The organism is Methylotenera oryzisoli (assembly GCF_004661485.1).
Classification (GTDB): Bacteria; Pseudomonadota; Gammaproteobacteria; order Burkholderiales; family Methylophilaceae; genus Methylotenera; species Methylotenera oryzisoli.
In genome coordinates, this window is sequence record NZ_PQVH01000013.1 from 19,937 (window position 1) to 32,590 (window position 12,654).

Consider the following 12,654-nt stretch of genomic DNA (forward strand, 5'->3'; position numbering starts at 1 on the left):
CATGCCGCAACTACAGCAATTTCTGAATATCACTCGCGATCATATCTGGCTTAGTCCCATAATCCACATACAGACGAATCTTACCGGTTTTATCAAACACATAAACACCCGCGCTATGGTCTATGGTGTAACCACTACGTCCTTTGTTTTCAACTTTTGCCGCAAAAATCTTAAAATCTTTAAGCACCGCTGCTGTTTGCTCCTTAGTCCCATACAAACCAATAAAGCTAGGGTCAAAAGCGGGTACAAACTCTGCCAGCAATGCTTGCGTATCACGCTCTGGATCCAATGTCACAAACAGCACTTGTAGTTCACTAGCGTTTGCACCGAGTAGCTTCTTACTTTGTTTCATATCGTTAAGCGTGGTTGGACAAACATCTGGGCAGTGCGTATAGCCAAAAAACAAGGCAACCACTTTACCCTTAAAATCACTCAATGCGCGCGGTTTACCAGTGTGGTCGGTCAGGTTAAGCTGGCTACCAAAATCCACTCCAGTAATGTCTGTGGTATTAAATTGTTGCGCATTCTTTGCAGAGCCGCAACCGACCAGCAACGGCAACAAGAGCCCCAACAATATCAATCTCATGAATTTATTCACCGAATCACACCTTTGCAACATCGTTAATAGATAAAGATTCTACCATGCACAATAAATTCAACATGTTGCATGATAAATTTATCTACAAATCAGATAAATTACTGCAAACCAAGTGCGCACTCGTTTACAATATTACTTTTGCAAAACTTCAAGCATTTTAAGGACTCAGCATGGCTAACCCTGCAGCAACTTCTGGCGGTATGGCAGACCGCGACGGCGTAATTTGGTATGACGGTAAAATGGTGAACTGGCGTGATGCCACCACTCACGTTTTAACACACACATTGCACTACGGCATGGGCGTGTTTGAAGGTGTTCGCGCCTACAAAACAGACAAAGGCACTGCAATTTTCCGCTTGAAAGAGCACACAGACAGATTATTCCGCTCTGCGCATATCTTAGGCATGAAAATGCCTTACAGCAAAGAAGAGCTGATCGAAGCACAAAAAGCAGCAGTACGCGATAACAATCTTGAATCTGCTTACATGCGCCCAATGGCATTTTATGGCGCAGAAGCGATGGGGATCTCCGCTAAAACATTATCAACACACGTGATTGTTGCCGCATGGAAATGGGGCGCTTACATGGGTCAAGACGCTTTAGATAACGGTATTCGCGTAAAAACTTCCTCATTCTCACGCCACCATGTGAACATCACCATGTGTAAAGCCAAAGCAAACGGCAACTACATGAACAGCATTTTGGCGCACCAAGAAGCTGCGCAAGACGGCTACCAAGAAGCCTTATTGCTGGATGTTGACGGCTTTGTTGCTGAAGGCTCAGGCGAAAACATTTTTATCGTACGCAACGGCAAACTGTACACACCAGACCTGACCAGTGCGCTAGAAGGCATCACGCGCGACACCATCGTGCAATTAGCGACTGAATTAGGTATTCCAGTGATTGAAAAACGCATCACACGCGACGAAGTTTATGGTGCTGACGAAGCATTCTTCACAGGCACAGCTGCTGAAGTAACACCTATTCGCGAGCTAGATAATCGTGCCATCGGCGCGGGTACTGCAGGCCCAATCACTAAGCAACTACAAAAACTGTACTTTGATGTAGTGACAGGTAAATCTGCAAAACACGCAGACTGGTTAACATTAGTATAAAAACTAACACTCCCGCGCAAGCGGGAGTGCTGAAATGAAGGATCTTTTAATGTCTAACGCGAATGAAATCGAAGTGTCAGCTAAAGACCTGCCACTGCACTGCCCAACGCCAGAGGTGGCATTATGGTCATCTCACCCACGTGTATTTTTAGACGTAGCAAAAACAGGCCATGTGGCTTGCCCTTACTGTGGAACAAAATACAAATTAAAAGCCGGCGAAGCTGTTGGTCACCATCACTAATCTAAACACAATTTACACCCTTAAATGATTTCAGTACGCCCAATCTCTAATACTGATTATGAGGCTTGGTGTACTTTATATTTAGCTTACGCAGAGTTTTATCAAGTAACGCAAACAAAAGAAATGCGCGACCAAGTTTGGTCTTGGTTGCACGAGGCCAATCATGAAGTGAATGGTTTGATTGCCTTAGATAATGAAGGTAATGCTGTGGGCTTAGCTCACTACCGTCCATTCTCCCGACCACTGTCAGCATCAATCGGTGGTTTCATCGATGATTTATTTGTAACACCATCGGCACGTGGCAACGAGATAGGCAAAAGGTTAATTGAGGCAGTTGCACAAATCGGCAAAGAAAAAAGCTGGTCTGCTATCCGTTGGATTACTGCTGAAAACAACTATCGTGCACGAAACACCTATGACAAATTAGCCACCAAAACCCAATGGCTGACTTACGACATCAAGCTATAGCAAGCTAACCTGCGCTGGCTGTCGCCATAAACTCTCCACCACTTGCCTTGCATTCTCTGCGGCACTATTTGTCCAAAACTGCACGCTTCCTGTCTGCAGGTCGCTGGTGAGTAAATCCAGCGCAGCCAACCGTTTTTGCAACTGTTTAGCTACCGCGGCGCCGGTATCAATCAGGCTTACCCGCTCACCTACCACCTGCTCTATCAATGGCCTGACAAATGGGTAATGGGTGCAGCCAAGCACAATGGTATCCGCGCCTTCATCTAGCAATGGCTGGCAATACTTCTTAACCAGCTGCAAAGTAGCAGGGGCTTGCAACTCCCCACGCTCTACACACTCCACCAAACCAACGCAGGCTTGTGTGACTACTTTGACATTGCGGCCATAACTTTCTAACAAGCCGGCAAACTGGGCACTTTTTAATGTGCCGGTGGTTGCCAACACACCGATAATGCCATTTTTTGAGGCCGTTGCCGCAGGCTTGACTGCTGGCTCCATGCCAATAATAGGTAGCGTATATCGCTCACGCATCATATCAATCGCCGCCGCAGTCGCGGTATTACACGCCACTACGATAGCCTTGGCACGCTTTGCGATTAAAAAACCTGAAATTTCTACACAACGCGCTTGAATTTCCGCCGGACTTTTATTGCCATACGGCGCGTACTTGCTGTCCGCTACGTACAGCAATTGCTCACTAGGCAACAATGCATGAATGTGCTGTAAAACCGAAATACCGCCCACACCAGAATCAAAAACAGCGACTGGACTTTGCTTGACATCATGCATAGCGGATTGATCGTTCATGGTTAAACAGTCATGGTTAAGCGGTTAAGTTACAATGCAGACATTATAAACTGTTGGCATGATTTAATGCTCAATGGCATATCGCAACATAATCTGGCATTAGTGATGGCAGGCAAATGAGCATAAGGAATGAATAATGGGTAATCGTTTAAGTAAAATTTACACACGCACCGGTGATAATGGCACCACAGGGCTGGGCGATGGCAGCCGCATCAGCAAAGATAGCATCCGCGTGGAAGCAATGGGGGATGTAGATGAGCTAAATTCAGTGATAGGCTTAATGTTGGCAGAGGGAGTCCCTCCCCACTTACAAACCACGCTCACAAAAATTCAGCACGACTTATTTAATCTAGGTGGGGAAATTTGCATCCCAGGTTATGTCCTGTTAACAGTCTCATGCGTGGATGATTTAGAACAAAGCATAGACACGCTAAATGCCGAGTTGAGCCCATTAAAAGAATTTATATTACCTGGTGGTACTAAAAGCGCAGCTTTCTGCCATTTAGCCCGCACCGTATGCCGCCGTGCAGAACGAAAATTAATTGAATTACACCACAACGAAAAAGTGACTGAAATTTCCCTGCAATATTTAAATCGCCTCTCTGATTTATTATTTGTGATGTGTCGTATTATTAACAAAGAAGCTGGCGTGAGTGACGTATTGTGGAAAAACAAGCAGGCTTGAACGCCGGCAAGCAACTAGCCTACGCGATTCAAGACACAAACCGACAAGCACATCTAGCATGCACTGCCACATCATTCAGATTTTAGAATCAATATAGGTTAAGCTATAATTTCAACATGATAAGAAAACTGTTCAACAAAATCTTCAAGCCTAGGCTCGCTAAAACTGCGCACGAAACACCAGTGCGGGCCAAGCCAGAAAACGCGAAAACGCAGCATGCAACGCGCCCCATCCTAGGGACAAAAAAATCTGCCAAAAGAAGAGGTAGCAATACAGACAACGCCATCAGCATCCCGCTAAAAAAGCACCAGATAGACCGCAGGCTGTTAAGCAATGCCGCAATAAAAACCATCGAGGGCCTGCAAAAAGCAGGGTTTGAAGCCTATATCGTAGGCGGTGCAGTGCGCGATTTACTGCTGCAACGTGTGCCCAAAGATTTTGACGTGGCCACAGATGCCACACCTGAAGAAGTAAACCGTGTTTTCAGGCGCTCGCGCATTATCGGCAGGCGCTTTAGGCTGGTACATGTGTTATTTGGTGATGAAACCATTGAAGTTTCTACATTTCGCGGACATCATGAAGCGAAAGGGGATGCCCACACCAATGAAAGCGGTCGTATCATTCGCGATAATGTGTTTGGTAGTCTGGAAGAAGATGCCACACGCCGTGACTTTACTGCTAATGCCCTGTATTACGACCCAACCAGCGAAATCGTACTAGACTTCCATCAAGGGTTTGCAGACATTCAGGCAGGCATCCTGCGCATGATAGGCAAACCTGAAACACGTTATGCAGAAGACCCAGTGCGCATGCTGCGCGTAGTACGCCTGTCGGCAAAACTGGGGCTAAAAATTGACCCAGCCACCATGGCACCCATTGCAAAAATGGCAGACCTGCTACAAGACGTACCGCCTAGCCGCCTGTTTGATGAAATGCTCAAGCTATTTTTATCCGGCCACGCCATTGAAAGCGTAAGTGCATTGCGCCAACAGCACCTGCACCATGGCTTGCTACCTATGTTAGATGTGGTATTAGAGCAACCGATGGGTGAGCGCTTTGTAATGCTTGCGCTCAAAAATACAGATGAACGTATTTTGTCAGGCAAATCTGCCAACCCTAGTTTTCTGTTTGCCACCTTGCTATGGCATGAAGTACTCGCCGCTTGGGAAATTTATAAGAAAGATGGCAGCCCACCCATCCCCGCACTACATATGGCGATGAGCGAAGTACTTGCCTCACAGGCGGAGAAACTGGCGATTCATAATCGCTACACCGCAACCATGAAAGAGATTTGGGGCATGCAGCCTCGTTTTGAACAGCGTTCAGGCAAACGTCCATTTGGCTTATTGATACATCCGCGCTACCGTGCCGGTTACGACTTTTTGTTACTGCGCTGCGAGTCTGGCGAACTGCCAGCAGAACTAGGCACATGGTGGACCACATTTGCAGAAGCGGATAACGAAACACGCCAGGCGATGCTGGAGGCGGACACCGCGCCTAAAAAACGCAGAAAAAGAAATCGCAAGAAACCAAGTAGCAGCACACCATCTGAATCATGATGAAGCGCGCTTTTGTTGCACTTGGGAGCAATCTAGAAAACCCCAAAGCGCAGGTAGAAGGTGCGTTGCTTGCCTTGAGCCAGCTGCCGGAAACGCGCCTCCTCAAGCAATCATCGCTTTACCAGACCGCACCGATTGATTGCATAGCGACTGCACCAGATTTCATCAATGCGGTGGCTGAAGTGGAAACCACACTCTCACCCGAGGCCTTACTCGACGCCATACTCAACATTGAAAATATTGCAGGGCGTGAGCGCCCTTATATCAACGCGCCTCGCGTATTAGATTGTGATTTGCTGTTATATGAAAATGTAACGCTAGATACGCCAAAACTCACCTTACCGCACCCGCGCATGCATACACGTGGCTTTGTTTTATTGCCATTATTTGAAATCGCACCGGATATTTCCATCCCAAATCATGGCAAAATAGCCGCGTATATGACGCCGGAATTATTGTTTGGCATCAAAAAATTACCATCTGCAGATAATTACCCTCAGTAAGTGAAAACATGAGCATTTTTAATAAATTTCCGTACATTGTTGTTGAAGGCCCCATCGGCTGTGGCAAAACCACGCTCTCAAAAATGCTGGCTGATAAATTTCCAGTGGACTATCTGTCTGAAAAAGCAGAGGCTAATCCCTTTCTGCCGCGTTTTTATCAAGATGCTCAACGTTATGGCTTACCTACGCAGTTATTCTTTTTATTCCAGCGTGCGAATCAAATCAAAGAATTAAGCCAGCGCGACATGTTTGCAAGGCCCATTATTGCCGATTTCTTTTTAGAAAAAGACCCGATATTTGCCAGACTTAATTTAGATGATGAAGAATATGCACTGTATCATCAGATCTACCAGCACCTGCAGCTAAAAGCGCCTAAGCCGGACTTAGTAATTTATCTGCAAACCCCAATCGACTCATTAATGGAACGGATTGAAGAGCGCAGCGTGAGCTACGAGCAAGATATTCCAAGAGAATATATAGAGCGTCTCTCCAATGCATATAGTGACTTCTTCCATAACTACGACACATCTCCAGTCTTGATCGTCAACAACGAGAAGCTTAATATTGTTAAAAACCACAGCTCACTTGACTTGTTGCTCAATCGCATCATGCAGATTAAAGGACAGCGCGAGTTCTTTAATCCTAACTTTGAATAACCTCTGGGTATACGTATATGACATTACCTAAGCTAAATGAAATGGCCGCCAACGGCGAGAAAATCGCCATGCTCACCTGCTATGACGCCACTTTCGCTAAGTTAATGGCATATGCCGGCGTGGATATCTTGTTAGTAGGCGACTCGCTAGGTATGGTATTACAGGGTGCAGAAAATACACTCAATGTGAGCATGCATCACATGACCTACCATACCAAAAGTGTGGCTGCTGGCGCACCTAATAGCTTGATTATTGCCGACATGCCTGTAGGTAGTTACGAACATGATAACGAGGCTGCTTACAAAAATGCAGAGTGGTTGATTCGTTCTGGTGCGCAAATGGTTAAATTTGAAGGTGGTGGTGATCGTATAGAAACCGCACGCTACCTGATTGAGCGCGGCATCCCTGTCTGTGCACATCTTGGCTTCACGCCGCAATCAGTCAATCAGCTTGGTGGCTATAAAATTCAGGGTAAAACTGAGGAAAGCGCCCATCAAATCATGCAGGATGCCATCGACATGAGTAATGCTGGTGTGAGCATGATGGTACTGGAAATGGTACCGGCAACATTAGCAAAACAGATTACAGACAGCATTAAAGCACTGACTATCGGTATTGGTGCTGGCGTAGATTGTGATGGGCAAGTGCTCGTCATCCAAGATGTGCTGGGGATTTATAATGGCGTAGCCAGCAAACACCCGAGCGAATTCAAAGCCCCAAGATTTGTAAAAAACTTCTTATCCGATACCAACAGCGTGCAGCAAGCTGTAAGCAACTATGTAAAAGCCGTGAAAGACAAAACCTTTCCCGCACCTGAGCATAGTTATTAAACCTCGACTATAGCCACATATGCAACGCATCTACACCGCTGACGAGCTCAGAGCCACACTCAAGACACACAATAACATTGCCTTTGTGCCCACCATGGGCAATCTGCATGATGGGCACATCGCACTGGTGAGCATAGCTAGGCAGCATGCACAATGTGTAGTTGCCAGTATTTTTGTTAACCCGCTACAGTTTGGCCCCAATGAAGACTTGGCTAACTATCCCCGTACGCTGGAGGCAGACTGCAAACGGCTAGAGGATGCTGGCGCAGACATTGTGTTTATTCCTAGCGTGCTAGAAATGTACCCGGATTTTGATGGCGAACAACTGCATCAAACCATGACAATCACCGCGCCGCCTATTGCCTCGGAGCTATGCGGCGCCTCGCGCCCCGGCCATTTTTCTGGTGTTGCCACGGTCGTCATGAAGTTGTTTAACCTAGTCATGCCGCAAGTGGCTATCTTTGGCAAAAAAGACTTCCAACAAGTATTTGTCATTAAAGAGCTAGTGCGGCAATTTAACTTACCGATCCAGATTATTGCCGGCGACACGGTGCGCGAGCCAAGTGGCCTCGCCATGAGCTCACGTAATGGCTACTTAACGCCGGCACAAAAAGCTGAAGCGGCACAATTGCACCAATGCCTGGTGAATATCGTCAATCAGATCAAGCAAGGCAATACCAATTTTGCAGATTTGTCCCAGTCAGCATCAGAAGCACTTGTGCAAAAAGGCTGGCTGGTTGACTATATCTCCGTGCGCGCAGCCCACACTTTACAGCCTGCAACGAACCAAGATAGCCAACTTGTTGTCCTAATTGCTGCAAAGCTTGGGAATACCAGACTGATTGATAATATTGATTTTTGCGCTAAGTGATTGAAAAGACTATAATGCAATCCCTTTTGAAAAACGGTTAAGCACATGCAAAGAACCATGCTTAAATCTAAGTTGCACCGCGTACACGTCACGCACTCTGAATTACACTACGAAGGTAGCTGTGCGATAGATGAAGAATTACTAGAAGCGGCGAATATTCATGAATACGAGCAAATCAGTATTTACAACGTTACCAATGGTGAGCGTTTCTCTACTTATGCGATTCGTGCCGATCGCCACTCTGGCATTATTTCAGTGAATGGTGCTGCCGCACACAAGGCAGACCCTAAAGACATCATTATTATCGCGAGCTACGCGAACTATAATGAAGCTGAACTAGAAAAGTACACGCCACAACTTATTTATGTGGATAACGAAAACCGCATAAAATCTCAACGCAATGCAATACCAGCACAGGCCGCTTAAATGACACAAGACACACAGAAAGCCGCTTCTAATAATTTAGATTTAGAAGCCATGAAAAACGCAGTAGTAGATGCAATTGAAGATATCAAAGGTTTTGATATCAGCGTGATGGATGTGCGCAAGCTCACCAGCATGACCAATTACATGATTGTTGCATCCGCAAACTCTAGCCGTCAGGCAAAAGCTGTCGCAGATAACGTAAGAGAAAAAATCAAAGAAAAAGGCTTTGCGATTCGCGGTACTGAAGGCGAAAAAGAAGGCGAATGGGTTTTAGTAGACTTAGACGATATCGTTGTGCATATCATGGTACCGGCAACGCGCGCATACTATAACCTTGAGCAACTATGGGGCGAGGCAGAAGCACGCCGCGGCCACATTACACCCGTTTAGTGACAACAAGCACCCTGCGCCGCTAGGTAGCAGGGTTAAATTTGCACACCCCTCCTCACACCTCCACCTAACGCCACTTGAAACTCCGGATTATTTCTGTCGGTCACAAAATGCCAAGCTGGGTAGAAACCGCCTGCGCAGAATATATCAAGCGCATGCCGCGTGAACTCAGTATTGAGATTGTTGAAATCAAACCAGACAAACGTGCGGATGGAAAAAACAGCACTGTAGTACAAGAAGCTGAAGCTAAACGTATTTTGGAAGCGGCGGGCAAAGATTGCTTGGTAGTCTGTGATGAGCGCGGGCAAGAAGTCACCACGTTGCAGCTTGCCGAGAAAATGCAATTCTGGCAATCACTGGGCAAAGATATCAGCATTGTCGTCGGCGGCGCCGATGGCATCCATGCCAGCCTCAAACAGCAAGCCAGCTGGCTGTGGGGTTTATCCAAGCTCACTCTACCGCATGCCTTTGTGCGCGTACTCTTATGCGAACAACTCTACCGCGCCCACACCGTGATTCAAAACCACCCGTACCACCGCGAATAAACACCCATTCTTCTGGCATGCTTAATGCTTAATCTAGAGACATCAACAAGATAAGTGCCTAAATTTACTGACTTATGCACCATTACATTGCATTTGTAGCTAATTAGCACTTTTTTAGAAAAATTCTCTGGGAGTCATTATGGATAATCAATGTTTAGTTGTATTGTCAAAATTCTCTGTAGCAGCTAGAAAAGTAATAGGCGCAGTTAACCCAGCCAAACTAATTAAAGACCGCCAATATGCGACCGAAGTCTTTGAACGCGTAGATGCACTGGGTGATGAAGAGCTGATTTTATTATCACTAGATTTACAACTGCTACTTGGCTTACTCACGCCTTCCAGCAGCAATGAAACCACTTCTACCCCACCACAAAAGTACATGATGGGAGCAAGAAGCTAAACAAAGTAGCATCATGCTATCGTCTCAATCACTAGGAATGTGACAACTGGAGTAAAATCACTACACCTTAATCAACCACTGATAGCGCATGCAATATTCCACATCCCTAGTCTGGTTTCGTCGTGACTTGCGCAACTATGACCATGCGGCTCTCTATTACGCGCTCAAGACCTCACAACAAGTCTATTGTGTATTTGTTTTTGATACGGAAATTTTAAACCATCTGCCAGACAAGGCCGACCGCCGTGTAGAGTTTATCTGGGAGAGCGTGAAAGAGCTCAAAGCCGCACTCCAGCAGCACGGCAGTGATTTAATCGTGCTACATGGCATGGCACAGCATGAAGTACCACAGTTAGCGCAGGCGCTTAAAGCTCAGGCAGTATTTACCAATCACGACTACGAACCGAGTGCGATTACACGTGATACCCAAGTTGCACAGCAACTGCAAACACACCAAATTGATTTTCATCATTACAAAGATCAGGTGATCTTTGAAAAAGATGAAATATTAACCATGGCACACAAGCCATATAGCGTATTTACACCATACAAAAACACCTGGCTCAAAACTGTTAACGACTTTTACCTCAAGCCGTACCCGGTTGATCGCTACCTAGGCAACCTTGCCAAACTCGAACCACAGACATTAACAAGCCTTGAGTCACTCGGGTTTCAGCGCACTAATTTATCCAGTATGCGTTTACCTACAGGCATGAGCGGCGCAGCAACACTGTTCACTGACTTTATAGAGCGCATCAAACATTACAAAGAAGCACGCGACTTCCCCGCGGTCAAAGGCGCGTCCTATCTATCCGTGCATTTGCGCTTTGGCACCATTTCCATCCGCCAGCTGGCCAGAACCGCGCTGCAGATAGGTGGTTTCGGTGCAGAAACTTGGGCCTCTGAACTCATCTGGCGTGACTTTTACTTTCAGATACTGCATCACAACCCACAGCTTGCTACGGGTAAAGCCTTTAAACCTGAGTTCGAATCCATTCCCTTCCCTAATGATAGCGCGCTATTTTCAGCATGGTGTGAAGGAAAAACGGGCTACCCATTGGTAGATGCCGCCATGAGGCAACTCAACAACACAGGCTTTATGCATAATCGCCTGAGGATGGTAGCTGCCAGTTTTTTAGTAAAAGACCTGCTGATAGATTGGCGCTGGGGTGAACGCTATTTTGCAGAAAAACTGATTGATTTTGATTTCAGCGCCAATAATGGTGGCTGGCAATGGGCAGCCTCTACCGGCTGTGACGCCCAGCCTTGGTTTAGAATTTTCAACCCAATGACGCAAAGCGAGCGCTTTGACGGACATGGTAAATTTATCCGCAAATATGTCACAGAGCTGGCACGCTGTAGCGATAAAGAAATTCACGCACCTTGGTTAATATCGGCACAGCGGCAGACTAGCATCAACACTGTTATTGGGCAGGATTACCCTAAACCGATTGTAGATCATGCTACGCAACGTGAACGCGCACTCAGCCTATATAAAAATACGGTTTGAGTATTTAATTTCCTCTATATTACATATCACATACAAATGCTTACACACAAAACCATGCCTGAATTTTTGTTGCATAAATGTAACAAATGGTTTATTTTACAAGCGTTAATTATCGTCATGCGCCGCTATCAATATTTACTTATCAATAAATTGGTATAATGGTTTACTACTTTTCGACAAGTCTTTAAATAAGAAACATAAAAATGTATAAAAAAATATTCTATTTATTCGCCTCATGCCTTATGGCTGCGATGGTTACTGGCTGTGCGTCTCAAGCTAATAAAGACCCGTTGGAGAGCATTAATCGCGGCGTTTACAAATTTAACGATGTTACTGACCGCGCTGTATTCAAGCCTGTCGCCACTGCTTACAAAACAGTCGCACCTACGCCTATCCGCACTGGCGTAAATAACTTTTTCAATAACTTAGGTACACTTACCAACGTATTGAACAACTTACTGCAGTTTAAACTTGCGAATGCATTCAGCGAAGCAGGCCGCTTTGTGATCAACAGCACATTCGGTATAGCAGGCTTTATTGATGTTACTGGTATGGATAAAATCCCAGTGCATAAAGAAGACTTCGGTCAAACGCTAGGTTACTGGGGCGTAGGCCCAGGTGCCTACTTGGTACTGCCATTTGCAGGCCCGTCTAGTGTTCGTGATACTACAGGCTGGATTTTTGACCTATCAACCACAGACCCTATCACTTACACACACAACATCGGCGAAGTACGCTTGCACAACCAGCTACGTGCCGCGCAATTTATAGACAAACGTACTGAGCTACTTGATGCAAAAGATTTGGTAGATGACGCATCACTAGACCCTTACGCCTTCATGCGCGATGCTTACCTGCAACGACGTGCAAGCCTAGTACAAGACGGCTTAGTACCGAGTGAATTAATCAAAGACGAGTTCTTTGAAGATGAAAAAGAAATTAAAGAGACTAAGTAAGTCTTAAAATAAAAAGCCCACTACTCAGTGGGCTTTTTTTATAGCAAAACCTTTTATCTTTACAATGGCATGCAGCCGACGTCAAAGTAGATTA

17 protein-coding genes are annotated in these 12,654 nt (G+C 45.8%); 15 read left to right on the forward strand and 2 right to left on the reverse strand.

The genetic code is table 11. From position 1 onward, the window contains the following. Positions 1-10: 10 nt before the first annotated feature. Complete coding sequence (locus tag C3Y98_RS10340) at positions 11-619, reverse strand: SCO family protein (protein WP_209308791.1); 609 nt, start codon at positions 617-619, stop codon at positions 11-13. 149 nt (positions 620-768) lie between these two features. Between C3Y98_RS10340 and C3Y98_RS10345 the strand changes: the two genes are divergently transcribed. From C3Y98_RS10345 to C3Y98_RS10355, 3 genes are read left to right on the forward strand one after another with little or no spacing between them, the layout of a single operon-like run. Continuing rightward, the gene (locus C3Y98_RS10345) at positions 769-1,713 is read left to right on the forward strand and encodes a branched-chain amino acid transaminase (protein WP_135278522.1); all 945 of its coding nucleotides are present in this window, start codon (positions 769-771) and stop codon (positions 1,711-1,713) included. A 49-nt stretch (positions 1,714-1,762) separates the two neighbouring features. Beyond that, entirely contained in the window at positions 1,763-1,954 is a 192-nt protein-coding gene (locus C3Y98_RS10350) for a zinc-finger domain-containing protein (protein WP_135278523.1), read from the forward strand. A 24-nt stretch (positions 1,955-1,978) separates the two neighbouring features. Beyond that, positions 1,979-2,422, forward strand: coding sequence for a GNAT family N-acetyltransferase (locus tag C3Y98_RS10355; RefSeq protein ID WP_135278524.1), 444 nt, complete (start codon positions 1,979-1,981; stop codon positions 2,420-2,422). Here the strand turns inward: C3Y98_RS10355 and murI are convergent. Next, positions 2,417-3,229 carry a glutamate racemase gene (murI, locus tag C3Y98_RS10360; protein WP_245234365.1) on the reverse strand — a complete coding sequence of 271 codons (813 nt, stop codon included), beginning with the start codon at positions 3,227-3,229 and terminating at the stop codon, positions 2,417-2,419. The genes C3Y98_RS10355 and murI overlap by 6 nt on opposite strands. Before the next feature lie 136 nt (positions 3,230-3,365). Here murI and C3Y98_RS10365 point away from each other — a divergent pair, with 136 nt between their 5' ends. The 12 genes from C3Y98_RS10365 (at position 3,366) to C3Y98_RS10420 (ending at position 12,560) form a co-directional block, all read left to right on the forward strand. Then, positions 3,366-3,914: a cob(I)yrinic acid a,c-diamide adenosyltransferase gene (locus C3Y98_RS10365; protein ID WP_135278525.1), complete on the forward strand. Its 549-nt coding sequence runs from the start codon at positions 3,366-3,368 to the stop codon at positions 3,912-3,914. A gap of 116 nt (positions 3,915-4,030) precedes the next feature. Then, complete coding sequence (gene pcnB / locus C3Y98_RS10370) at positions 4,031-5,473, forward strand: polynucleotide adenylyltransferase PcnB (RefSeq protein WP_135278526.1); 1,443 nt, start codon at positions 4,031-4,033, stop codon at positions 5,471-5,473. After that, positions 5,470-5,976 carry a 2-amino-4-hydroxy-6-hydroxymethyldihydropteridine diphosphokinase gene (folK, locus tag C3Y98_RS10375; protein ID WP_135278527.1) on the forward strand — a complete coding sequence of 169 codons (507 nt, stop codon included), beginning with the start codon at positions 5,470-5,472 and terminating at the stop codon, positions 5,974-5,976. The genes pcnB and folK overlap by 4 nt, the downstream gene beginning before the upstream one ends. An 8-nt stretch (positions 5,977-5,984) precedes the next feature. After that, complete coding sequence (locus C3Y98_RS10380; protein ID WP_135278528.1) at positions 5,985-6,632, forward strand: deoxynucleoside kinase; 648 nt, start codon at positions 5,985-5,987, stop codon at positions 6,630-6,632. A 17-nt stretch (positions 6,633-6,649) separates the two neighbouring features. Then, positions 6,650-7,462: a 3-methyl-2-oxobutanoate hydroxymethyltransferase gene (gene panB / locus C3Y98_RS10385; RefSeq protein ID WP_135278529.1), complete on the forward strand. Its 813-nt coding sequence runs from the start codon at positions 6,650-6,652 to the stop codon at positions 7,460-7,462. 19 nt (positions 7,463-7,481) lie between these two features. Further along, positions 7,482-8,333: a pantoate--beta-alanine ligase gene (gene panC / locus C3Y98_RS10390; protein WP_135278530.1), complete on the forward strand. Its 852-nt coding sequence runs from the start codon at positions 7,482-7,484 to the stop codon at positions 8,331-8,333. Between the two features lie 45 nt (positions 8,334-8,378). Further along, entirely contained in the window at positions 8,379-8,759 is a 381-nt protein-coding gene (gene panD, locus C3Y98_RS10395) for an aspartate 1-decarboxylase (RefSeq protein ID WP_135278531.1), read from the forward strand. Then, positions 8,760-9,149 carry a ribosome silencing factor gene (gene rsfS, locus C3Y98_RS10400; RefSeq protein WP_135278532.1) on the forward strand — a complete coding sequence of 130 codons (390 nt, stop codon included), beginning with the start codon at positions 8,760-8,762 and terminating at the stop codon, positions 9,147-9,149. It begins immediately after the preceding gene. Between the two features lie 77 nt (positions 9,150-9,226). After that, positions 9,227-9,694: a 23S rRNA (pseudouridine(1915)-N(3))-methyltransferase RlmH gene (gene rlmH / locus C3Y98_RS10405; protein WP_135278533.1), complete on the forward strand. Its 468-nt coding sequence runs from the start codon at positions 9,227-9,229 to the stop codon at positions 9,692-9,694. Positions 9,695-9,833: 139 nt separating this feature from the next. Next, positions 9,834-10,094, forward strand: coding sequence for a hypothetical protein (locus tag C3Y98_RS10410; RefSeq protein ID WP_135278534.1), 261 nt, complete (start codon positions 9,834-9,836; stop codon positions 10,092-10,094). Between the two features lie 88 nt (positions 10,095-10,182). After that, entirely contained in the window at positions 10,183-11,604 is a 1,422-nt protein-coding gene (locus C3Y98_RS10415) for a cryptochrome/photolyase family protein (RefSeq protein ID WP_135278535.1), read from the forward strand. 203 nt (positions 11,605-11,807) lie between these two features. Then, the gene (locus tag C3Y98_RS10420; protein WP_135278536.1) at positions 11,808-12,560 is read left to right on the forward strand and encodes an MlaA family lipoprotein; all 753 of its coding nucleotides are present in this window, start codon (positions 11,808-11,810) and stop codon (positions 12,558-12,560) included. The last annotated feature ends 94 nt before the right edge of the window (positions 12,561-12,654 follow it).